The following is a 23,427-nucleotide window of genomic DNA, read 5'->3' as shown; positions in this document are numbered from 1 at the left end:
ATACCGGACAAAGAATGATGAACGAGCGCAAGGCGCCAGCTTCTGAAGCAATCCCGACAGCGAGGACATCGGCCCCGGCCGCATGTCCTCGCTGCGCCGCCTGGCGGCAAGGGGAGCGCCCGTGCCGGACCGCGAGGCGAGGAGGTGCCCAGGCTAGGGAGTGACAGCGAAACGAGAGCTGGAACAGCATGACCGCCGGCAGCGTGCAGCCATGGGAGCCGGCAAAGTAGTGGAGACACCGTTGGATGGGTGACGGTTAAAAACTTAAAAAAACAGGAGAGCACCATGTATTACCCGAAGGCGAAACAGACATTGATGAGCCTGGCAGTAGCCAGCGCGTGCGCGGCGTTCATGCCGGCTTACGCCCAGGAGGTCGCCTCGACCCCGGGCGCGGCCGCCACCACCGACCCGGCCAAGGAAGAGGCGACCTCGCCATCGTCGCCTGCCGGCGTCCAGACCGTCGTCGTCACCGGCCTGCGCGCCAGTCTCGAATCGTCGATGAACCTCAAGCGCAATGCGCAGGGCTTCGTCGACGGCATCGTCGCCGAAGACATCGGTAAATTCCCGGATACCAACCTGGCCGAATCGCTGCAGCGTATCAGCGGCGTCTCGATCGACCGCACCATCGGCGAAGGCTCGAAGGTCACCGTGCGCGGCGTCGGCCCCGACTTCAACCTGGTGCTGCTGAACGGCCGCCAGATGCCGACCTCGAGCCTGGGCGACCGCCCGGGCCGCGCCTACGATTTCGCCAACATCGCCTCGGAAGCGATCTCGCAGCTGCAGGTCTACAAATCGGCGCGCGCCGAGACCCCGACCGGCGGCATCGGCGCCACCATCAACGTGCTGACCGCGCGTCCGCTCTCGCGTCCCGGCCTGCAGGCCAGCATCGGCGTCAAGGGTGTGTACGACAGGTCGGCCGAGAACCTGCCGGCAGACATCACTCCGGACGACAAGGTCACTCCTGAAATCTCGGGCATCTACAGCAACACCTTCGCCGACGGCAAATTCGGTATCGGCATCTCGGGCAGCTACCAGGAGCGCAACCTCGGCTACAACCAGGCCGGTGTCCCGGGCGGCTGGAAGGGCCCGTTCCGCGGCGACGAGAACAACTGGGGCACCATCGCCCAGCCTGGCACCCCCGGCTCGGAGAACATCACCAACCGTCCGAAACCTGGCGACATCTACCAGGTGCCGCAGAACCTGAACTACAACATGAGCGGCATCCAGCGCCAGCGTACCAACGGCCAGCTGGTGTTCCAGTACGCCCCGAGCAAGGCGCTGACCACGACCCTCGACTACACCTTCTCGGAAAACAAGATCCAGACCCGCCGCCAGGACCTCTCGGCCTGGTTCAACTTCGGCGCGTCCACCAGCAGCTGGACCGACGGCCCGATCGCCGGCCCGCTGTCCTACGGCGAAATCATCAATCCGGCCACCAGCGACATCGCGATGGGCGGCGCCGACTTCGCGACCAAGACCCAGAACAAGTCGCTCGGCTTCAACACCGCATGGCGCGTCAACAGCGACGTGCGCCTCGAGCTCGATGCCCACCGCTCGACCGCCGAATCGGTGCCGGACAGCCCCTTCGGCTCCGGCAACACCCTGGGCACCGCCAGCTTCAGCCGCGGCACCACCACCGTGGACTTCTCGAAGGATTTCCCGGTCATGAGCATCCAGGGCGCCGACTTCACCCGCGCACCGCAGCAGGTAACCGGTTCGGTGTTCGAGAACGGCTACGTCAAGAGCGAGATCTCGCAGGTGCAGGTCCACGGCAGCTGGAAGCTGCTGGAAGCGTCCGAGCTCAAGTTCGGCGTGGCCACGACCGACGTGAAGAACCGTTCGGCCTTCTCGGTCCAGCAGCGTGACGACGTCTGGGGCGGCGCGACCAAGGCGTCGGACTACCCGGCCAGCATGTTCCACCAGGAGAGCCTGCGCCAGTACTTCGACAATATCGACGGCAGCGACAACCCGGCCCTGTTCAATACCTTCTACACCTTCGACTTCGCCGCGCTGCGCGAACTGGCCGCCAAGGTCACCGGCCTGCCGCATCTGTACCTGCCGCGCAACGACTACACCACCGACCAGCGCACCCGCGAAAAGTCGAAGAGCCTGTACCTGCAGTTCAACACCGACTGGGACCTGGCGCTGCCGGTGCACACCTCGATCGGCGCGCGCTACGAGAAGACCGACGTCACCTCGACCGCGCTGGTGCCGATCGCCACCTCCTATACCTGGGCTTCGCAGAACGAGTTCGCGGTGGGCTTTGGCGCACCGAACTTCACCACCCTGGGCGGCAAGTACCACCACTGGCTGCCGAGCTTCGATGCCGACGTCGACCTGCGTCCGGACATGAAGGGCCGTTTCAGCTACGGCGAAACCATCGGCCGCGCGCGCTATGACCAGCTGACCGGCGGCCAGGTGCTCGAACCGCAAGGCCGTATCGAAGGCGGCAACGGACGCCAGGGCAACCCGGGCCTGCTGCCGGTCAAGTCGAAGAACATCGACCTGGCCTGGGAGTGGTACTACAACAAGTCGAGCTTCGTCTCGATCGGCCACTTCCGCAAGAGCCTGGAGAACTACGCAGGCCAGTCGCAGGAGACCGCGCAACCGTTCGCCCTGCGTACCCCGGTCGGCGGCGCCTACTGGAACGCGGCGATCGGCGCCGGCTGCACCACCGCCGACACGACCTGCATCCGCAACTACATCCTGCGTAACTTCAACGGCCAGCCGGGCGTGACGCGCGGAGCGGATGACGTCAACGGCAATGCGACCGGTTCCATCGTCGGCCAGCCGAACGATCCGATCGCGAATTTCCGGATCACCAGCTACTCGAACCAGAAAGCGGCGCGCCTGCGCGGCCTCGAGTTCAACGTGCAGCACATGTTCGGCGCGACCGGCTTCGGTATCTCGGCGAACTACACCTACGTGAACTCGGGGCTGAAGTACAACAATGCCAGCATCGGCGAGCAGTTCGCGCTGGTCGGCCTGAGCGACTCGGCCAACCTGGTGGGTATCTTCGAGAACGAGAAGTGGAATGTGCGTGCGGCCTACAACTGGCGCGACAAGTTCCTGTCCTCGACCTTCGACGGCTCGGGCCCGAACCCGAACTATGTCGAGGCCTACGGACAGCTGGACCTGAGCATCGGCTACAACGTCAACAAGAACCTGAGTATCCAGCTCGAGGGCATCAACCTGACCGACGAGATCAAGCGCATCCACGGCCGTACCGAGCGTAACCTGCTCTACGTGGAGCAATCGGGTCCGCGTTACATGCTGGCAGCCCGCTACAAGTTCTGACCCGCCACTGCCCGCGCGAGCGGGCAGCACCGGCGCCTGGAAAAGCCGCGGCCCAACCGTGGCTTTTTCAGGTTAGACTTGCCCGGCATTCGTTTTATTGGAACCCACCATGGTGAGCACCACCATCAGGCACGTCGTCATCGTCGGCGGCGGCTCCGCCGGCTGGCTGACGGCCGCCGTTCTCGCGTCCGGCCTGCAACCTGCCGAAGAGGGCGGCCTGCGCATCACGCTGATCGAGTCGCCGGATGTTCCCATCATCGGCGTCGGCGAGGGCACCTGGCCGACCATGCGTGACACGCTGCGCGCGGCCGGCCTGTCCGAAGCAAGCTTCTTCCGCGAGTGCGACGCCGCCTTCAAGCAGGGTTCGCGCTTCGACCGCTGGGTCACCGGCGGCGAGCACGATCACTACTTCCACCCCTTCGCGCTGCCCCATGGATGGGGCGACGCCGACCTGGCGGGACGCTGGCTCGAAGGTCACTGCGATCTTCCCTTCGCCGGCCTGGCGAGCTACCAGCCGCATTTGTGCCTGCACGGGCGCGCGCCGAAGCAGGCGCAGACGCCGGAATTCGCCGCCGTGGCCAACTACGGCTACCACCTGGATGCGGGCAAGTTCGGCCTGTTCCTGAAAAAGCACTGCCTGGAGAAGCTCGGCGTGCACTACGTGCCCGACCACGTCATTGGCATCCGCTCCCACGAAGGCGGGGAGAGATGCGGCGACATCGCCGCCCTGCACACCCGCGCGCATGGCGACCTCGAAGGCGATCTGTTCGTCGACTGCACCGGCATGCAGTCGCTGCTGCTCGGGAAGCACTACGGCGTGCCCTTCATCCCGCAGCGCGGGGTGCTGTTCAACGACAGGGCGCTGGCCGTGCAGGTGCCGTACGCAAAGGAGGACGACCCGATCGCCTCCCAGACCACCTCCACCGCGCAGCACGCCGGCTGGATCTGGGACATCGGCCTGCCGACGCGGCGCGGCATCGGCCATGTGTATTCCAGCGCCCACACCAGCGACGAACAGGCCGAACAGGCGCTGCGCGACTACGTGCGCGCCACTGGCGGCCCCGAAGACATCGCGCCGCGCAAGCTGACCTTCGAACCCGGCTACCGCGAACGCTTCTGGCACCGCAACTGCGTGGCCATCGGCCTGTCCAGCGGCTTCATCGAACCGCTGGAAGCCTCGGCCCTGGCCATGGTCGAATTATCAAGCACCATGCTGCTCGAGGAGATGCCGGTGACGCGCGCGCAGATGGACATCTGCGCCGAACGCTTCAACGCGACCTTCAGCTACCGCTGGGAGCGGGTGATCGATTTCCTCAAGCTGCACTACATGCTGAGCCGCCGCGAGGGCGCGGCCGACCCGTATGGCTACTGGCGCGACAACCGCAGCAGGGAAACCATTCCCGGCCGCCTGGCCGACCTGCTGGCGCTGTGGGCCCACCGTCCGCCCTCGCGCCAGGACTTCGGCCGCTTCATGGAAGTGTTCCCGGCGGCGAGCTACCAGTACATCCTGTACGGCATGGGCTTCCGGCCCGAGCCCGGCCTGGCGCGGCGCGTACGTCCGGGCGAACCCGATGCGGCCAGCGCGGAGGCCTTCTTCCAGCAGGCGCACGACCTTACCCGCCGCATGCTGCCGGCGCTGCCCGACAATCGGGCGCTCATCGCGCACATCGTGCGCCACGGCCTGCCCCGCCACTAGACCACCATCACATAACAACGACCAAAGAGACACCACCATGGCCAACCCGGTACTGCTGAATAACATCGATCACAAGGACCTGCGCGTGATCACCCGCCACGGGGCCGACCTGGGCGACAACCGCGCCTTCGTCCAGACCTTCCCGGCCGAGTTCCGCCAGTTACAGGCGCACTATCCGATCATCTTCCGCAAGGACGACGCAAGCCAGGCCTACGAGCCGATCGCCCTGTTCGGCTTCGAGAGCGACGAGAACCTGTTCCTGGAAGGGCAGGACTGGGATGCCGCCACGGTTCCGCTCCTGGTGAGCCGCCTGCCTTTCCTGATCGGCCAGCATGGCGAGGAACTCATGATCCACGTGGACCTCGACAGCCCGCGCGTCAGCAAGCTCGAGGGCGAGGCCGTGTTCCTGCCTCACGGGGGCAGCACGCCCTACCTCGAGAACATCAACTCGATGCTGCTCGCCATCCACGAGGGCATGCAGACCAATGCCGGCTTCATCGAAGCCCTGCTCACGAACGAGCTGCTGGAAGGCTTCTCGCTCGACATCACGCTCGACGACGGTTCGCAGCACCGCTTCGGCGGCTTCTACACGATCAACGAGGAGCGCCTGGCGGCCCTGGATGCCGTGACCCTCGACCGCCTGCACAAGGCCGGCTACCTGGCCGCGATCTACTTCCAGATCGCCTCGCTGTCGAACTTCCGCGCCCTCATCGACCGCAAGAATCGCAAGATCGCACCTTATGCTGCCCGCGGCTGAACCGATCCGCGAGATCGCCGGCCTCACGCCGCGCGATCTCGGCCCCGAGATCCTGGAGTCGACCGAACCGCTGCTGCTGCGCGGCCTGGTCGGAAGCTGGCCGATGGTGGCGGCCGCGCGCCGCTCCGGTGCGGAGGCGGACACCTACCTGCGCCGCTTCTATCGCGGCGCCACCGTCGCCGCCATGCTGGGCGCGCCCGAGATCGCGGGCCGCTTCTTCTATAACGAAGACCTCAGCGGCTTCAACTTCGCCCCGGTGCAGGTAAGGCTCGACAAGGTGCTGCTCGAGCTCGAGCGCTACCGCGGCAAGGAGGTCCAGCCGGCGATCTATGTCGGCTCCACCACGATCGACACCTGCCTGCCGGGCTTCCACGACGAGAACGTCGTCGACCTGGGTGGACGTGACGCGCTGGGATCGATCTGGATCGGCAATCGCACCCGTATCGCGGCCCACTACGACCTGCCGGACAACCTGGCCTGCGTGGTCGCCGGGCGCCGCCGCTTCACGCTGTTCCCGCCGCAGCAGGTCGGGAATCTCTACATCGGGCCCCTGGACTTCACACCGGCCGGCCAGGCCATCAGCCTGGTCGACTTCCACGCGCCCGACCCCGAACGCTTCCCGCGCTTCGCCACCGCGATGGCGCATGCCCAGGCCGCCGAGCTGGAGGCGGGGGATGCGCTCTTCATCCCCAGCATGTGGTGGCACCACATCGAGGCGCTGGAAGACTTCAATGTGCTGGTGAACTACTGGTGGCGCCAGTCGCCCGGCTATATGGACACGCCGACCAACGCCCTGATGCATGCCCTGATGACGGTGCGCGACCTGCCGCTTGAGCAGCGCAAGGCCTGGCAGGAGCTGTTCCGCCACTACGTGTTCGAAGCCGATGAAAACACCGCCGCCCACATTCCGCCCACCGCCCGCCGCATCCTGGCGCCGCTCGACGAGGATGCCGTGCGCAACATCCGCGCCCAACTACTCAAAAGAATGAACCGCTGAAGGAGACAGAATATGGAGACCGGAGCAAAAGGGGGCAATGGCATCGGAAAGCCGGTGCGCCGCGTCGTCATCGCGGGCGGCGGCACGGCCGGCTGGATGGCCGCGGCCTGCATCTCGAAGATCCTGGGCAAGCGCCTCGACATCAAGCTGATCGAATCCGACGAGATCGGCACCGTGGGCGTGGGTGAAGCGACCATCCCGACCCTGCTGAACTTCCATCATCTGCTGGAGATCAACGAGCAGGAGTTCATGGCCGAGACCAAGGCGACGTTCAAGCTCGGCATCAGCTTCGAGAACTGGCGCAATGTGAAGGAGGATTACATCCACTCCTTCGGCCTGACGGGCACCGACCACTGGACCGCCGGCTTCCAGCACTTCTGGCACAAGGGCCGCGAGCGCGGCCTGGCGGGCGACTACGGCGACTACTGCCTGGAGCTGCGCGCCTCGCAAGAGAACAAGTTCGCCCACCTGCCGCGCCAGGGCATGAACTACGCCTACCACCTGGACGCGAGCGCCTACGCGCGCTACCTGCGCAGGTTCAGCGAACGCTTCGGCGTGCAGCGCATCGAGGGCAAGATCGTCGACGTGACCACCAGCGCACTCACCGGCCACGTACGCTCGATCACGCTGGACTCGGGCCTTGATGTCGAAGGCGACCTGTTCATCGACTGCACGGGCTTTCGCGGCCTCCTGATCGGCCAGGCGCTCGGCGTCGAATACGAGGACTGGTCGCAGTGGCTGTTCAATGACTGCGCGGCCGCGCTGCAGACCACTTCCGTGGGTGACGCGGTGCCGCTGACGCGCTCGATCGCGCACCCATTCGGCTGGCAGTGGCGCATCCCGCTGCAGCACCGTGTCGGCAACGGCATCGTGTTTTCGAGCCGCTACGTGGAAGAGCAGCAGGCCATTGGAGCCCTGATGGGCAATATCGCCGGCGAGCCCCTGATGAAGCCGCGCGTGATCAAATTCACGCCGGGCCAGCGCAAGCAGGTGTGGAAGGCGAATGTGGTCGCGGTCGGCCTGTCGAGCGGCTTCCTCGAGCCGATCGAATCGACCAGCATCCACCTGATCCAGCGCAGCATCATCCGCCTGATGCAGATGTTCCCGAGCGAGGGCATCATGCAGACCGACGTCGAGGAGTTCAACCGGCAGGCCGCGCTCGAGGTGGAGCACATCCGCGACTTCATCATCCTGCACTACAAGGTCAACAACCGCATCGACGCGCCCTACTGGGTCGATGCGCGCAATATGCCGGTGCCGGCCTCGCTGCAGCACCGCATCGACCTGTTCCGCGAGACCGGGCGCGTGTTCCGCTTCCCGACCGAGTTGTTCGCCGAGAACTCCTGGGTCCAGGTGATGCTGGGGCAGGGCATCATGCCGCTGCAGCACCACCAGACGGCCGACCTGATGGGGGACGAAGAGCTTTCGCACTTCCTCGGCGGGATCAAGGGACAGATCGACCGCACCGTGGCGGGCCTGCCTTCGCACCAGTCCTACGTCGAGCGTTACTGCGCCGCGCCGAAGTAGGACAGGAACATCGACACCGCCGCCTCGATCACGGGCTCCTGCTGCTCGGGGCCCAGCGGGGCTGCGCCCATCGCCACCTGGGGCCAGAAGGCGAAGGCCTTCACCTGGCCCTGCAGCATGGTGGCGGCGAAGACCGGATCACCGGCTTTCAGTTTGCCATCCGCCTGGGCCGCCCGGATCCAGGCGGTCACCCCTTCTTCGCGCTGGTTCAGGCGCGCGAACACCGGCAGCGCGCGCTCGGGCGCGTGGATCGCCTCCGAAATCGCCACCCGCGCCAGGTCCAGGAAATCCTGCTGTTCGAGGGTGCGCATCTTCAGGCGCAGCAGTTCGCTGAGCTGCTCGCGCAAGGGCAGGTCCGGGCGGTAGGGGAGTTCCAGCAGTTCGGCGCTGGCCTGGAACAGCTGCACGATGGTTTCCGCGAACAGCTCTTCCTTGCTGGGGAAGTGGTTGTACACCGTGCGCTTCGACACTTCGGCAACGGCAGCGATGCGGTCCATGCTGGTCGCTTCGAAACCGTTCGCACGGAATTCGGCAGCCGCGGCTTTCAGGATGGCGTCGCGCTTGAGGTCGGTAAGGCGGGGAGGGCTCATACGCACATTTTACACCGAGTAGTTTACTTTTCAAAAAAGTGAAACTACACTGTGTAGTGTACACCTGACGGATCGACATCCCATGCGCCTCCTCTTCGCTACCCTTTTTCTTGGAATTGCCGCAATCATGAGCTATTGCACCCTTGCCAGCGCGGCTCCCGCGCACACCGAGTCGCCCCAGTTCGCGGACGGGAAGTTCCGCAATCCCGTCCGGATGCGCGAGCACAGCCTGGGCGAGATGGCGCGCCTGTGGTGGAACTTCATGTTCCACAAGCCCCAAGGCACCATGCCCACAGCCGCGATTCCGGTGCATGCGCTCACGCAGGCCGATCTGCTGGCGGCGCCCGACGACACCCTCTACCGCCTCGGCCACTCGACCATGCTGCTCAAGCTCGGCGGCGCCTTCTATCTCACCGATCCGGTGTTCTCGGAACGCGCCTCCCCCGTCCAGTGGGCCGGTCCCAAGCGCTTCCACGCGCCGCCGATCTCGATCGAGGACCTCCCGCCCATCAAGGCCGTCATCCTCTCGCACGACCACTACGACCACCTCGACCATGCGGCGGTCCTCGCGCTGGCGGCCAAGACCGAGCACTTCCTGGCGCCCCTGGGCGTGGGCGACCGCCTGGTCGAGTGGGGCATCGATGCCGGCAAGGTGCAGCAGTTCGACTGGTGGCAGGGCACGCAGATCGGCGGCGTGCGTTTCGTCGCCACGCCGTCCCAGCACTTCTCGGGCCGCTCGCTGAACGACCGCAACTCGACGCTGTGGGCCTCCTGGGTGATCCAGAGCGACGCGCTGCGCCTGTTCTTCAGCGGCGACACCGGCTACTTCGAGGGCTTCAAGGAGATCGGCCGCCGCTATGGTCCTTTCGACGTCGCCCTGCTGGAGACAGGCGCCTACGACAAGCAGTGGCCCGACGTGCACATGCAGCCGGAAGAGACGCTGCAGGCCTTCCTGGACCTTGGCGGGGCCTGGATGCTGCCGATGCATAACGGGACGTTTGATCTGGCCCTGCACCGCTGGCAGGATCCTTTCGAGCGCATCGTCGCGCTGGCCGAGGGCAGGGGAGTGAAGCTGGCCACGCCGGAGATGGGGGAAGCCCTGAACCTCAAGGCTCCCCAGCCGGGCACGCAGTGGTGGAAGTCGCTGGAATGATCAGGCAGCCGCCGCCGGCTGCTTGTGCAGGTTGGCGTACTTCACGCCGAAATAGAGGATGAACAGGTAGCATACGGCCGGCACCATGAAGGACGGCTGCAGGCCGATGGTGTCGGCGAACATGCCCTGCACGAAGGGGATGACGGCGCCGCCGACGATGGCCATGCACAGGATGCCCGAACCCTGGCCGGTGAACTTGCCCAGGCCATGCAGGGCCAGGCTGAAGATGGTCGGGAACATGATCGAGTTGCACAGGCCGACCGCGACGATCGCCCACTTCGCCACCGAGCCCTCGCCGAAAGTCGCAGTGAGCACCAGCACGATGGAGCCGAGGGCCGTGACGGCCAGGGACTTGCCCGGGCTGATGTAGCGCATCGCGGCAAAGCCGATGAAGCGGCCGACCAGGGCGCCGCCCCAGTACAGGCTGACATAGTGGGCGGCGTCCGCATGGCTCAGGCCCGCGATATTGCCCTCGCCGAGGAAGTTGATCAGGAAGCTGCCGATGCTCACTTCCGCGCCCACGTACAGGAAGATCGCGACCGCGCCCAGCACCAGGTGGCGGTAGGCCATCGCGCCGCCCTTGCCGTCGACCGCCGGCTGGCCGTCTTCCGCATGGTCGATCTTCGGCAGCCTGGCCAGGGCGAACAGCACCGCGAGGATCGCCAGCGCGGCGGCCAGTGCGAGGTAGGGCCCCTGCACCGTGGCTGCTTCGAGGGCCTTGTGCGCGGCCTGCTCTGCGGCGGGCAGGGCCGCCAGCTGCTCGGCGCTCAGGGCCACGGTCGACAGGATCAGGATGCCGCCCAGCGCCGGCGCCACCGTGGTGCCGAGCGAGTTGAAGGCCTGGGTCAGCGTGAGGCGGCTCGAGGCCAGGCGCGCCGGTCCCAGCACGGTCACGTAGGGGTTGGCCGCCACCTGCAAGATGGTGATGCCGCTCGCCAGCACGAAGAAGGCGAACAGGAAGAGGCCATAGCCGCCCTTCGAGGCCGGGTAGAACAGGGCGCAGCCGGCGGCCGCGATCATCAGGCCGGTGACGGCGCCGTTCTGGTAGCCGATTCTACGAATCAAAGCGCCGGCCGGCAGCGAGACGATGAAGTAGGCGCCGAAGAAGCAGAACTGCACCAGCATCGCCTGCAGGTAGGTCAGCGTATAGATCGACTTCAGGTGCGGGATCAGGACGTCGTTCAGGGACGTCAGCAGCCCCCACATGAAGAACAGGATGGTGACGATGACGAGCGCGCCGGTGTGCGGGTTGTGCTCGGCCTCGGGGAGGTGCGCCAGCGGCGGCGCCTGGTTCGGGGCGGTACTTTGCATGATGTCTCCGTTCGTAATTGTGGCTATGCGCCCCGGTTCGGCGCGATCTGGTCATCCAGCAGCGCGGACACGCCGTGCAATGCCGGATACTGTTCAGTGACCAGGTAAGTCGGGATGCGCGCCAGGTAGGGGCTGAGGCGTCCCTTGTCTTCGAAGCGCGCGCGGAAACTGGATTCGGTGAACAGCTTGCCCAGGCGCGGCACGATGCCGCCGCCGATGTACATGCCGCCCGTGGCGCCCAGGGTCAGTGCGACGTTGCCGGCCACGCTGCCCAGGATGGCGCAGAAGGTGTCGACCGTGCGCCGGCAAGCAGCCGAAGAACCGTCGAGCGCAGCCCCGGTGATGCCAGGGGCTTCCAGGCGCTCGTCATGCAGCGCCCAGTGGATCAGTTCCAGTCCCATTCCGGATAACAGGCGCTCGGCCGACACGTGGCCAAACTCGCGCCACAGCGCTTCCAGGATCGCGACCTCGTCCTTGTTGGCCGGCGCGAAGCTCACGTGACCGCCTTCGCTGGCCAGCGCGATCCAGCGTCCGTCCGCTGGAATCACGCCGGAGACACCCAGTCCCGTGCCGGGGCCGATCAGGCCAATCGGACGGTCTGGAAGCTCGAGGCCGCCGCCGATGCGTTCGCGGCCAGCGGCAGTCAGGTGCGGCAGCGACATGGCCAACGCGGCAAAGTCGTTCACGACCAGCAGCGTCTCCAGCTCCTGCTCATCGCGCAAGGCGTTGATCGAGAAGCTCCAGTGGTGATTGGTCATGCTGACCCGGTCGTCCTCGACCGGGTTGGCGATGGCCAGCGCCGCCTGGCGCAGGCCCTCGACCGCCAGTCCGCGCGACGCTGCCTTGCCGAGATAGGCGCGCATCGCCTCGCCCAGGGTGGCATAGTCGGCGCAGGCCAGCACCTCAATGTCCGCGAAGGCACTTTGTCCCGGTTCCTGCAGGGCGAAGCGGGCATTGGTGCCGCCGATGTCGGCGAGCAGGCGCAGGCTCATTTCAGTTCCTCGCACTTCACGGCGCCCGCCTCGCTTGCCGCGCCGCCGGCGATCTCGATATTGGCGAAGGCGGCGGCGAAGGCCGCATTGCTGGTCACGCTGAACGGCGCCTCGACTTTCGCCAGATCGGTGCCCTTGGCCTGGAAGCAGGACAGCGGAATGCGCACGACCTGCTTGCCCTTGCCGGCCAGGTTTTTGAACAGGCCGGTCGCGTCTAACGTGCCGCCGCCCATGGCCATGGTGACCTTGCCTGCTGGTGCGTTAGAAACGATGGTATCGAAGCGCAGTGCCGCATCCTTGCCGGCCGCCGCCGGCAGAACCATCGCGCGCGCGCCGCGTGCTTCGATGGTGGCCGGGCCGCTCCAGGTCACCAGCTTGGCATCCTGCTGGGTGTTCACCTGCGAGGTCTGCACGGTGACGCCGGGCAGGCTGAAGGTGGAGTTCAGGTCGGCGCCCAGTACCAGCTGCTGCTCGCCGCTGCGAATGGTCAGCGGGAAGCTGGCGCGGTCGGCCTGGCTGAACACGGGGAAGGTGTTGCTGATGCCGCAGCCGCCGGCCGGGTAGGTGGCGTCCAGCTTGCCGACCTTGGAAAGCGTTGTCGTCTTCAGGCCATGACCGTAGGCGAACAGGGGCGCGTAGTTCTTGTCGCCGACATTGAGCTCGGTCTGGCAGGCCGACTTCGGCCAGGAGAAGGGCAGCTTGCCGGTGAATTCATAGCGTTTCGGGCCGGCGACCAGCAGGTCCGACACGCCCTTGCCCTCGGTGCCCGGCAGCCAGGCGGCCACGAACACATCCGACAGGTTGAGCAGGTCGTTCACGTAGAGCGGACGGCCCGAGACGAAGACGGTCACCACGGGTTTGCCCTTGCCGGCGACCGCCTGCAGCACGGCCAGATCTTCCGGGTGGCGGCCCGAATGGCGCAGGGTGCCATTGGGGCCGATGTCGCCGTCGCCTTCCGCATACGGGCGCTCGCCGATCACGGCGACCACGACGTCGAACTTCGACACGTCGACGCCTTTCGCGTCGAGGCTGAAGCTGACGTTATTGCTGCCGGCGGCTTCGCGGATGCCGGCCAGGATGGTGTCGCCGTTCGGGAAGTCGGCGTTGACGTTGGCGGTGCCCTGCCAGGTGATCGACCAGCCGCCGGTCTGGTTCGACAGGTCGTCCGCGGTCTTGCCGACCACGAGGATTTTCTTGCCGCGTGCGATCGGCAGCACCGGCTTGTCGTTCTTGATCAGCACCAGCGACTCGCGCACGGCGCGGCGCGCCAGTTCACGCGGCTGCATGGCCTCGTCCTTGCCCGCATAGGCGTTCTGGGCCGGGCTCTTGTCGAACAGGCCGGCGCGCAGCTTGACGCGGATGATGCGGGTGACGGCGTCGTCGATGCGCGACATCGGGATCTCGCCGCTCTCGACCTGCTTGATGGTGTTGGCGATGAAGGCCTTCCAGTCGTCCGGCACCATGATCATGTCGTTGCCGGCATTGATGGCCTGGGCGCAGCTGTCGTTGCGGCAGCCCGGCACTTCGCCGATGCCGTTCCAGTCGGTGACGACGAAGCCGTCGAAGCCCATCTTCGTCTTGAGCACGTCGGTCAGCATGGCGCGGCTGCCGTGCATCTTGCCGTAGTCGGTGCCGGTCGAGACGTCGTTCCAGGAGTTGAACGAGGACATGACGGTCTGCACACCGGCCGCCAGGGCCGGGTAGTAGCCGACGCCGTGGATGTTGATCATCTGCGACTTGGTCGACTTGTTGACGCCGCGGTCCTTGCCGTTCTCGGTGCCGCCGTCGCCGATGAAGTGCTTGGCGGTGGCCACCGTGTTGGCGTCGTCCTTCAGCATGCCCTGCATGCCGCGCACATAGGCGCCGGCATAGCTTTTCACCACGTCCGGATTCTCGGAATAGCTCTCGTAGGTGCGCCCCCAGCGGTCGTCGCGCACCACGGCCAGGGTCGGGCCGAACACCCAGGCGATGCCGCTGGCGCGCGTGGCTTTCGCCGTGGCCGCGCCGATTTCCTCGAGCAGCTTCGGATTGCGCGCCGCGCCCAGGCCGATGTTATGCGGGAAGAGGGTGGCGCCAAAGACGTTGTTGTGGCCGTGGACCGCGTCGGTACCCCAGATCACCGGCACCTTGATCGCCATGTCGGTGCTGAGTGACGCCTCGTGGTAGCGCTGGGCCAGGGCCAGCCACTCGGCCGCCTTCGCATGCTTGTTCCCGTTCGGCCAGCTGCCGCCGCCGTTGAGCACCGAGCCGAGGTAGTAGCGCTTGACGTCTTCGGGCGTGGCGGTCTTGATCTCGGGCTGGGTCATCTGGCCGACTTTCTGGGCCAGGGTCATCTTGCTGACAATCTCGGCGACGCGCTTCTCGAGCGCCGCATCCTTCGCAATCGGACTGGCGATGCGCGGCCAGTCGGCGAGCGGCGCGGCAGCTTGCGCGAAGGCGCCGGCGGCGGGGAAGGCGAGTGCGACGGCAAGCGCCAGCACGGGATTGCGAAGGGTGGTTGTCATGGATGTCTCGCTAGTCGTTATTGTGGGTTCTGGCGTATCGCTTATTCGCCGCGCAGGAAGCTGCGGTACCACTTGCCGCTGCTCTTCAGGCGGCGCTGCTGGGTGGCGTAGTCGATGTGGGTAAGGCCGAAGCGCTTCAGGTAGCCTTCCGCCCATTCGAAGTTGTCGAGCAGGCTCCAGGCGAAATAACCCTTCACCGGCACGCCGTCCCTGATCGCCGCGCGCAGCGCGGCCAGGTGCGTCGCTAGGTACCGCCGGCGCTCGACGTCGTCGATCTCGCCATTCGCACCCACCTCGTCGGTGTAGCAGGAGCCGTTCTCGGTGATGTACATCGGGCCCGGGTGGTAGTCGTTCTCGATGCGGTGCAGGAGTTCGGCCAGTCCCTGCGGCGCGACTTCCCAGCCCATGGCCGTGGTTTCCATGCCGTCGGCGGGCGGCAGCACGCGCGCGCCCAGCGGCGCGTGGGTCGGGTCGTTCTGAATGGTCTCGGGGAAGTAGTAGTTCACGCCCAGGAAATCGGTCGGCACCGCGATGGCTTCCAGGTCGCCCGGTTCCACGGTTGGTGCGGCGTCGCCGATGATGTCGAGCGTGGCCTGCGGATAGCCGCGGCCATACAGCGGATCGAGGAACCAGCGGTAGCGCAGGCCGTCGTGGCGCGCCATGGCGGCCAGGTCTTCGGGCGAATTGCTGGCCGGTCGCACCGGGTGCAGGCTGAGGGCGATGCCTGCCCTGGCGTTCGGGACGTTCGCGCGGATCAGGGGCACCGCCTTGCCGTGCGAGAGCAGCACGTGGTGGGCGACCTGCAGTGCGGTCTTGAAGTCGGTGTTGCCGGGCGCGTGCCAGCCTTCGAAGTTGCCGATGATCGAGGTGCACCAGGGTTCGTTATGGGTGATCCAGTGCTGGACGCGGTCGCCCAGGCGGCGCGTCATGGCGTCCACGAACGCCAGGTAGGCATCGACCGTGGCGCGATTGTTCCAGCCGCCGAGGTCTTGCAGGTACTGCGGCAGGTCCCAGTGATACAGCGTGGCCCAGGGCTGCAGGCCGCGTTCCAGCATGCCGTCCACCAGCCGCGAATAGAAGTCCAGGCCCTTCTCGTTCGGCTTGCCGCCCACTTCCGAGAAGATGCGCGGCCAGGCGATCGAGAAGCGGTAGGCGTTCAGGCCCATGTCGCGGCCGATGTCGAAGTCTTCCGGCCAGCGGTGATAGTGGTCGCAGGCGACCAGGCCGCTGGAACCGTCCTTGACCTTGCCCGGGGTGGCGGCGAAGCGGTCCCAGATCGACTCGACCCGGCCGTCCTCCTGGCCCGCGCCTTCGATCTGGTAGGAAGAGGTGGCACAGCCCCACAAGAAGTCGGGGGCGAAATCGCCGCGCTGCGGGGCGGTCGGCTCAAGGGCGTTTGCTGTTGTCATGGTGTGTGTATGTGAAGACCTGATGCAAGAATATTTGGAAAGCTTTCCAACTGCAAGTGAAAAAAAAGGCCGCACTACGGCCAAGGGGCTTGCAGCCTCATTTTTTTCGACTCCGCGACGGCGTGGACGGCAGCTTCGCCAGCGAGGCGCGCAGGGTGACGCTGACCGGAAAGGTGCGCGACACCGGACGCTGCAGGTCGTAGCAGCGGTTCAGCAGGGCGTTGATGCCGTTGAGCGTCATCTCGCGCCAGGGCATGTGCACCGAGGTCAGGCGCGGGGCCGAGAAGGCGGCGCTGGGCGTGTCGTCGTAGCCGATGACGGACAGGTCGCGCGGCACGCTGATGCCGGCCTCCTGGAAATAGGACAGGGCGCCCACGGCCATCTCGTCGTTGGCGCAGAACAGGGCGGTGCACTTGTGGCCGGATTCGATCAGCTCCTTGGCCGCGGCCCAGCCGCCGGCAGGGGAGAAGTCGCTTTCCGCCACCCACAGCTTGCCCGTGTCGATGCCGCCTTCTTCCAGCTCGCGCATGAAGCCGTCGACGCGGGCCACGTTGTCGCTGAGCGCCGCCGGGCCGGAGATGACGCCGATGTCGCGGTGCCGGTAGTCGAGCAGGGTGCGCGCGGCCAGGCGTCCGCCCAGCACGTGGTCGACCGTGAAGCACTGTTCGGGCATCGTGCGGAATTCGTGGTTCAGCGCCACGATCTGCCGCTGCTTGGCGCCGAGGCCGGCCAGGTCTTCGTCGGCGAGGGCGCTGGTCATCATGATGATGCCGTCGCAGCCGCGTTCGATGAGGAACTCGATGCCTTCCATCGCCTGGCGGCGCGCGTCGCCGAGACCCACGCCGAAGGCCACCACCATGTGCAGGCCGGCGGCGCGCAGCTCGGTGTCGATGATCTGCAGGATCGGGGTGTAGAAGGTGCCGCTCAGGACCGGAATGTAGACGCCCACCATGCGGCTGGTGCCGGACAGCAGGGCGCGCGCCGCGTGCGAGGGGCGGAAACCCAGCTCGTCGATCGCCTTGCGCACCTTTTCAAGCGTGGCGGGCGACACCGAACCCTTGCCGCTGACCACGCGCGAGGCGGTGCCCAGGCCGACGCCGGCGAGACGTGCTACATCCTTGATGGTTGCCACTAATGGTCCCTAATCGATAAACGGTTTATTCGAAAAACACTGAAGCATACTGCATTCATCCGACACTGGCACTTGTCTTTACAAGCGCCGGCCGCTGCGCGGCTCGAACAGCGAGACCCGCGCCGCATCGATGGCGAAGCGCACCGCCTGGCCCGGCGCAAGCCGGCGCGCATCGTGCACGATGGCGGACAAGGCGTGGCCGCCGCAGTCCAGCCACACGACCTGGTGGTTGCCCATCGGCTCGACCAGGGTCACGTTCGCCAGCAATGGGCCGTCATCGACCACATGGATGTCTTCCGGCCGCACCGCCAGCGTGACCGCACCCGAGGGTGCGATGCAATCCGGCGCCAGGGTGAGCTGCAGGGCGCCGGCCGTGAAGCGGCGCTGCACGTCCAGGGTGCCGTCGAGGCTCCCCTCGACGAAATTCATCGAGGGCGAACCCAGGAAGCCCGCCACGAAGCGGTTGGCCGGACGCTCGTAGACCTCGGCTGGGGTGCCGATCTGCTGGATGCGCCCGCCCTGCATCACGACGATGCGCGTGGCCAGGGTCATGGCTTCGGCCTGGTCGTGGGTCACGTAGATCATGGTCGAGCCGAGCGCCGCGTGCAGTAGCTTCAGTTCGCGGCGCAGCTCGGCGCGCAGCTTGGCGTCCAGGTTCGAGAGCGGCTCGTCGAAGAGGTAGACGCCGGCCTCGCGCACCAGGGCGCGTCCGATGGCCACGCGCTGGCGCTGGCCACCCGAGAGCTGGGCCGGCTTGCGGTCCAGGAGCGATTCGAGCTGCAGCATCTCGGCCGCACGCTGTACGCGGCGCTGGATCTCCGCCTTCGGCGCGCCCGAGATCCTCAGGCCGAAGGACATATTCTTCTCGACCGTCATGGTCGGGTAGAGGGCATAGGACTGGAACACCATGCCGATGCCTCTTTCACTCGGGTCGGCATGGCTCATGTCGCGCCCGCCGATCTCGATGGCGCCGTCGGCCAGGTCGATCAGGCCGGCGATGCTGTGCAGCAGGGTCGACTTGCCGCAGCCGGAAGGTCCGAGCAGCACCAGGAATTCGCCCGGCTCGACCTGCAGGTCGAGGTCGCGGATGATCTGGTTGCTGCCGCGGGTGATGCACAGCTTGCGCAGGTGGACGTTGGACATGGTCTTTACCCTTTGACGGCGCCGGCGGCGATACCGCGCACGAACCAGCGTCCCGAGATGAAGTAGATCGCCAGCGGCACCGCGGCCGTCAGGATGGTCGCGGCCATGTTGACGTTGTAGAGGCGCGTGCCGGTGGTGGTGTTGATCACGTTATTCAGCTGCACCGTCATCGGCGCATTGTCGCGGCCCGCGAATACAAGGCCGAGGATGTAGTCGTTCCACACGCCGGTCACCTGCATGATGGCGGCGACCACGATGATGGGCAGCGACATCGGCAGCATCACCTGAAGGAAGATGCGCCAGAAGCCGCCGCCGTCGATGCGCGCGGCCTGGAACAGCTCGTGCGGCACCGAGGCGTAGTAGTTGCGGAACAGGAGGGTCATGATCGGCATGCCGAAGATGACGTGCACCAGCACGATGGCGGGCAAGGAACCGAAGACGCCGGCGCGCGCCATCATCCACACCAGCGGATAGATCATGACCTGCACCGGGATGAAGGCGCCGGCCAGCAGCACGCCGAACAGCACATTGGCGCCGCGTGGCTTCCAGAACGAGAGGGCGTAGCCGTTGATCGCCCCCAGCAGGATCGGGATGACGGTGCTCGGCACCGTGATCGCCACCGAATTCCAGAAGCCGCCGCTGACCTGGTTCCAGGCGCTCTGCCAGGGCTCGACCGTCGCGAAGAGCGGCAGGGCGAACACATTGCCGCTCCTGATCTCGTCCATCGACTTGAAGGAGGTGATGATCATGACGTACAGCGGCAGCAGGAAGTACAGTGCGGCGCTGAACAGGAAGGCATAGACGCCGATGCGCGCGGCGCCCAGGCGGCGCTTGCGGCGCGCGGCGGGGAGAGGGGCGTCGAAATGCATCGCGGGGGCGGGCGCTTCCAGGGTGGTCTGGCTCATGCGCGTTTCCTCCGGCTGCGTGCGTAGGCATAGGGCGCCAGCAGGGCCAGCACCGGAATGAGCAGGGTCACCGCGCCGGCCGAGGCCAGGCCGATGTTCGAGCGCAGGAACAGGTGGTCCATGATGAACTTGGCCGGCACCTCGCTGGCCGTGCCCGGACCGCCGCCGGTCATGGCGACCACCGCGTCGTAGAGTTTCACCACAGCGGTACACAGCAGCAGGAAGACGGTGGCGACGGTCGGACCCAGCATCGGCAGCACGATTTGCAGGTAGACGCGCCAGGTCGGAATGCCGTCCAGACGCGCGGCCTTGTAGATCTCCGGATCGACCCCGCGCAGGCCGGCCAGCATCATCGCCATCACCAGGCCCGAGGCCTGCCAGACGGCGGCGATGACGATGGTGTAGATGACCATGTCCTGGTCGATGATCCAATCGAAGCGGAAGTTCGTGAAGCCCAGCGACTGCACCGCGCCTTCGATGCCGGCGCCGGGCGCCAGCATCCACTGCCACACCAGGCCGGTGGCGATGAAGGACATCGCGTAGGGGTAGAGGAAGACGGTGCGCAGGAAACCTTCGCCGCTGACGTTCTGGTCGATGAAGGCGGCCAGCAGGAAGCCCAGCACCATGCAGGCGATGATGAAGCAGACGCCGTAGACGGCCAGGTTGTTCAGCGAGAGCAGCCAGCGCTCGTTGTCGAACAGGCGCACGTACTGGGCGGCGCCGATGAAGTTATCCGACGCGAAGGTGCGCGAGGCGGTCAGCGAAGTCTTGAAGGTCCACAGCGCCGCGCCGATGTAGGCGACCAGCACGGTCAGGGCCATCGGCAATAATGCGATGTGGGGAGTGATCCTGTTGGTGCGGAAGGCAAGCATGGCGGGTCAGTATTTGAGTGCGTTGGCGATGCTCTTCTGGGCCTTCTCGACCGGCATATTCGTGTTCCAGTAGGCGGTCAGGACGTCCTGCATGGCGCCGTTCTGGTCCGGCGTCAGGTAGACCTCGCTGACGCCGGCCTGGCGATCGCGGTCCTTCATGATCTCGATGCCCTTCTGCGCGCACAGGTCGAGTTCCGCGGCATTGACGTCGGTGCGCACGGGGATCGAGCCTTTCAGTTTGCTGAAGCCCACCTGCAGGACAGGCTGGGAGACCACGTTCGCCAGCAGCTGCTGGGCGCGCACGGTCTTGCCGTCGTCCGTCTTCGGGAAGACGAAGACGTCGCCCTGGATCAGGTAGGGCGTCGCGGGGCCGAGGCCCGCCATGCAGCCGTAGTGCTGGCCCGCGACCTGGCGTGCATTCGTGAATTCGCCCTTGGCCCAGTCGCCCATCACCTGGAAGCCTGCCTTCCCGCTGATGACCAGGGCGGTGGCGTCGTTCCAGTTGCGGCCCGGCGAGCCCGGGTCGACATAGGATTTCAGGCGCTTGAAGGCGAGCAGCACGTTGCGGAAGGCCGGCCCGAGCAGGGTCGCCTGGTCGCGGTCGCGGAAGGCCTTCAGGTACAGCTCCTTGCCGCCCATATTCGCGAGGATGGCCGAGAACAGCACGTTCTCCTGCCAGGACTGGCCGCCGTGCGCCAGCGGGATGATGCCGGCCGCCTTCAGCTTGTCGAGGGCGGCGAAGAACTCAAGCATGCTGGCGGGCTCCTTCTCGATGCCGGCCTTCTTGAAGGCGGGCTTCGAATACCAGAACCAGGTCTGCATGTGGATGTTCAGCGGCACCGCGTAATAGTGGCCGTCCACCTTGATCACGTCGATGATGGGCGGGGGCAGCATCTGGTCCCAGTTCTGCGCGCGCGCCACCAGGTCGACGTCGTTGAGCATCCCCGCTTCGATCACGTCGAGGAACTGCTTGGAGGTGTTGAACTGGGCCGCCGTGGGCGGATTGCCGCCGACGATGCGGTTGATGGTGACGGCGCGGGACTGGTCGCCGCCGGCGATCGCGGTATCGATCCAGACGCCGCCGGCTTGTTGGAAGGCCTTGGCCACCTGCTTGACCGCGGCCGATTCGCCGCCCGAGGTCCACCAGTGGATGACCTCGGCTCTCGGCGCCTGTGTGGTGGACGCCGACGCGGCGAGCGCTGGCGCAGAGACGCACAGCCATGCGCAGGCTGCCGCCAGGGTGCGTACTGTGGACATCGTGTCTCCGTTATTCGCCATTATTTTTTTGGTAAGTTGGAAACGTTACCATCGGCTTTGCCCGACTATAGCACCGGGTGAAATCTCGGTCAAACAAATATTGCAATCAGGATTTTGGCACAGTTTTCGTGTTCAGCCGACAAGTTTTGGCCGCCCGCCCGGGCGGCCTGTTTGTTTGCGGGGCAGATTTTCCTGCCAGATTGTTGTACTCGTCCGCAACACGGCTGCGTAAGAAACCGGGCGCGGCCGTGCTGCTTCCTGCGATGCCTCAACTGTCGGACGCGGCCGCTTCCTATGATGGATTCAGGAGGCCGGCGACGGCGCCGGCAGCTTTCGTTGGGAGGAATCATGTCCGACGCAAAACGCAGGGCTTTGCTGGAAACGAACGCCGCGCACCTGGCCCATCCGAATGTCGCGGCCTTTCTCAAGGCGATCGCCGAGGCGGAAGGCGGCGGCTACGACTTCAAATACGGTGCGCTCAGAGGGCGGCGCAACGATCGCTGGCGCTTCAGCGACACCTCGACCCACCCGGGGGCGGGAATCGATGGCAAGACGACGGCGGCCGGGATGTACCAGATCACGCGGCCCACCTGGGAACATCATGGAGGCAAGCTGGGACTGGATGACTTCTCGCCGCGCACGCAGGACCTGATTGCGGTGGAGATCCTGCGGAGTCTCAGGGTAGTTGAACGAATAAAAGCAGGAGAGATCGCCTCCGTCATGCCGACGGTGGCACGCACCTGGGCTGCCTTGCCGAAAGGGCCGGGGCAGGGCAATTATTATCCGCACCAGCGCCACATCGGCTACGAGCAGTTTCTATCGACTTACCTTGCGGCCGGCGGTTCGATGGCATAGCCATTCCAACGCATTGGAGTCATGTGCTCGCGCCCGACGTCTGTTTCCGCTCCTTGCCCGCCGCCGCCAGACGTGTTCGAGTGCGCGTACGAAGGTCAGCCTGTCGGAATTTTTTACATCGACAGGGTTCTATTCGGTACTGAAACAGCAAGCCACTGATTCTACAATCACTTTTATATTGGGCACGAAAATTGCTCAGGAGGATTATCCAATTCTACTGGGGAAAAAATGAAGAACCTGAACGTGCTCCTGGCTGCCGCCGGACTTTGCGCTTCGCTGACCGCCCAGGCTGGTGTTATCGAAACCAGCAATGGCGACCTATGGACCCAGATCGACTTCTTCGAACCGGTCGGGCAATCCTTTGTCGCTGAAGACCAGTCGATCAATTTCGCCTTCTACTACAGGGCAGTGAATTCGCACTATACCAACGGCCCTTTGCGCATCAGCCTGTACTCCGGCGAAGGTGTGGTGGGCACCGCCCTTGCCAGCTTCGAGTTCCAGCTGGCGAATGACTTCACCGGCTTCCACGACGTCGACTTCTCCAGCGTCGTGCTCGAGATCGGTAAAACTTATACGGCTGCGGTCGCCATACCGGGCCAGAACCCATTCTGGGGCATGTCGCGTACCCGCACCAATCTCGCTGGCAGTACGGGCTATCGCTACGGCAATGTGGTGCAGTCGGAAGACTGGACGTTCCGCGTGACCCCGCTGGAACAGTCGAATGACGTGCCGGAGCCGGGTACGCTGGCGCTGCTGGGTCTTGGCTTGGCGGGGCTGGGCGCGGCTACGCGCAAGGCACGCCGCGCCTGATACCGGCAAGCACCGGCTGCCGCGGAAAGCAAAAGAGGCTACGTCCGATCGAACGTAGCCTCTTGCGCTTTGATGGTGCCGACTGCAAACCTCGAACCTGCTTCCCAACCTGCGTGCGAGTGGGTGAGTTGTACCGCAAAACCCAATCATATCAATGACTTACTGATGAGTGCAAGCTATTCGGTGTATGGGCAACGTTGCCTTGTGATACCCGATGTGA

At 65.6% G+C, this 23,427-nt stretch carries 18 protein-coding genes; 8 read left to right on the top strand and 10 right to left on the bottom strand.

What is annotated here, in order from left to right:
- Positions 1-285: 285 nt before the first annotated feature.
- The 5 genes from NX780_RS04345 to NX780_RS04325 all read left to right on the top strand — a co-directional run bounded on the left by NX780_RS04345 (position 286) and on the right by NX780_RS04325 (position 8,274).
- Entirely contained in the window at positions 286-3,297 is a 3,012-nt protein-coding gene (locus NX780_RS04345; RefSeq protein ID WP_258826621.1) for a TonB-dependent receptor, read from the top strand.
- Positions 3,298-3,406: 109 nt separating this feature from the next.
- Positions 3,407-4,993 carry a tryptophan halogenase family protein gene (locus tag NX780_RS04340; protein ID WP_258826620.1) on the top strand — a complete coding sequence of 529 codons (1,587 nt, stop codon included), beginning with the start codon at positions 3,407-3,409 and terminating at the stop codon, positions 4,991-4,993.
- A gap of 37 nt (positions 4,994-5,030) precedes the next feature.
- The gene (locus NX780_RS04335) at positions 5,031-5,750 is read left to right on the top strand and encodes a SapC family protein (RefSeq protein ID WP_258826619.1); all 720 of its coding nucleotides are present in this window, start codon (positions 5,031-5,033) and stop codon (positions 5,748-5,750) included.
- The gene (locus NX780_RS04330) at positions 5,734-6,747 is read left to right on the top strand and encodes a cupin-like domain-containing protein (RefSeq protein WP_258826618.1); all 1,014 of its coding nucleotides are present in this window, start codon (positions 5,734-5,736) and stop codon (positions 6,745-6,747) included. The genes NX780_RS04335 and NX780_RS04330 overlap by 17 nt, the downstream gene beginning before the upstream one ends.
- A gap of 12 nt (positions 6,748-6,759) precedes the next feature.
- Positions 6,760-8,274: a tryptophan halogenase family protein gene (locus NX780_RS04325; RefSeq protein WP_258826617.1), complete on the top strand. Its 1,515-nt coding sequence runs from the start codon at positions 6,760-6,762 to the stop codon at positions 8,272-8,274.
- Here NX780_RS04325 and NX780_RS04320 read toward each other — a convergent pair.
- Positions 8,253-8,864, bottom strand: a complete 612-nt coding sequence (locus NX780_RS04320) for a TetR/AcrR family transcriptional regulator (protein ID WP_258826616.1) — start codon at positions 8,862-8,864, stop codon at positions 8,253-8,255. The two genes, NX780_RS04325 and NX780_RS04320, sit on opposite strands and share 22 nt — an antisense overlap.
- Positions 8,865-8,991: 127 nt before the next feature.
- On the opposite strand from NX780_RS04320, the gene NX780_RS04315 reads away from it, so the two are divergent.
- The gene (locus NX780_RS04315; RefSeq protein WP_258826615.1) at positions 8,992-10,017 is read left to right on the top strand and encodes an MBL fold metallo-hydrolase; all 1,026 of its coding nucleotides are present in this window, start codon (positions 8,992-8,994) and stop codon (positions 10,015-10,017) included.
- On the opposite strand, the gene NX780_RS04310 is transcribed toward NX780_RS04315, so the two are convergent.
- From NX780_RS04310 to NX780_RS04270, 9 genes are all read right to left on the bottom strand, one after another.
- Entirely contained in the window at positions 10,018-11,328 is a 1,311-nt protein-coding gene (locus tag NX780_RS04310) for a sugar MFS transporter (RefSeq protein WP_258826614.1), read from the bottom strand. It lies immediately after the preceding gene.
- A gap of 23 nt (positions 11,329-11,351) precedes the next feature.
- The gene (locus NX780_RS04305; RefSeq protein WP_258826613.1) at positions 11,352-12,320 is read right to left on the bottom strand and encodes a glucokinase; all 969 of its coding nucleotides are present in this window, start codon (positions 12,318-12,320) and stop codon (positions 11,352-11,354) included.
- Positions 12,317-14,824, bottom strand: coding sequence for a glycoside hydrolase family 3 protein (locus NX780_RS04300; RefSeq protein WP_258826612.1), 2,508 nt, complete (start codon positions 14,822-14,824; stop codon positions 12,317-12,319). Before NX780_RS04300 ends, NX780_RS04305 begins: the two co-directional genes overlap by 4 nt.
- 41 nt (positions 14,825-14,865) lie before the next feature.
- Positions 14,866-16,233 carry a GH1 family beta-glucosidase gene (locus NX780_RS04295; RefSeq protein WP_258826611.1) on the bottom strand — a complete coding sequence of 456 codons (1,368 nt, stop codon included), beginning with the start codon at positions 16,231-16,233 and terminating at the stop codon, positions 14,866-14,868.
- A gap of 97 nt (positions 16,234-16,330) precedes the next feature.
- On the bottom strand, positions 16,331-17,365 hold the full coding sequence (locus tag NX780_RS04290) for a LacI family DNA-binding transcriptional regulator (RefSeq protein ID WP_258826610.1): 1,035 nt from the start codon (positions 17,363-17,365) through the stop codon (positions 16,331-16,333).
- Positions 17,366-17,443: 78 nt separating this feature from the next.
- Positions 17,444-18,508, bottom strand: a complete 1,065-nt coding sequence (locus NX780_RS04285; protein ID WP_258826609.1) for an ABC transporter ATP-binding protein — start codon at positions 18,506-18,508, stop codon at positions 17,444-17,446.
- Between the two features lie 5 nt (positions 18,509-18,513).
- Positions 18,514-19,398, bottom strand: a complete 885-nt coding sequence (locus tag NX780_RS04280) for a carbohydrate ABC transporter permease (RefSeq protein ID WP_370663578.1) — start codon at positions 19,396-19,398, stop codon at positions 18,514-18,516.
- An 11-nt stretch (positions 19,399-19,409) separates the two neighbouring features.
- Positions 19,410-20,285 carry a carbohydrate ABC transporter permease gene (locus NX780_RS04275; RefSeq protein ID WP_258826608.1) on the bottom strand — a complete coding sequence of 292 codons (876 nt, stop codon included), beginning with the start codon at positions 20,283-20,285 and terminating at the stop codon, positions 19,410-19,412.
- Positions 20,286-20,291: 6 nt separating this feature from the next.
- Positions 20,292-21,542, bottom strand: coding sequence for an ABC transporter substrate-binding protein (locus NX780_RS04270; protein WP_258826607.1), 1,251 nt, complete (start codon positions 21,540-21,542; stop codon positions 20,292-20,294).
- Positions 21,543-21,890: 348 nt separating this feature from the next.
- On the opposite strand from NX780_RS04270, the gene NX780_RS04265 reads away from it, so the two are divergent.
- Together NX780_RS04265 and NX780_RS04260 are read left to right on the top strand one after the other, a co-directional pair.
- Positions 21,891-22,397, top strand: coding sequence for a lysozyme family protein (locus tag NX780_RS04265; protein WP_258826606.1), 507 nt, complete (start codon positions 21,891-21,893; stop codon positions 22,395-22,397).
- Between the two features lie 228 nt (positions 22,398-22,625).
- The gene (locus NX780_RS04260; protein ID WP_258826605.1) at positions 22,626-23,207 is read left to right on the top strand and encodes a PEP-CTERM sorting domain-containing protein; all 582 of its coding nucleotides are present in this window, start codon (positions 22,626-22,628) and stop codon (positions 23,205-23,207) included.
- Positions 23,208-23,427 lie beyond the last annotated feature (220 nt).

It is taken from the genome of Massilia agri (genome assembly GCF_024753255.1).
Taxonomy (GTDB): domain Bacteria; phylum Pseudomonadota; class Gammaproteobacteria; order Burkholderiales; family Burkholderiaceae_D; genus Telluria; species Telluria agri.
The sequence above is the reverse complement of the archived record's forward strand: the minus strand, read 5'-3'. Positions and strand labels throughout refer to the sequence as shown.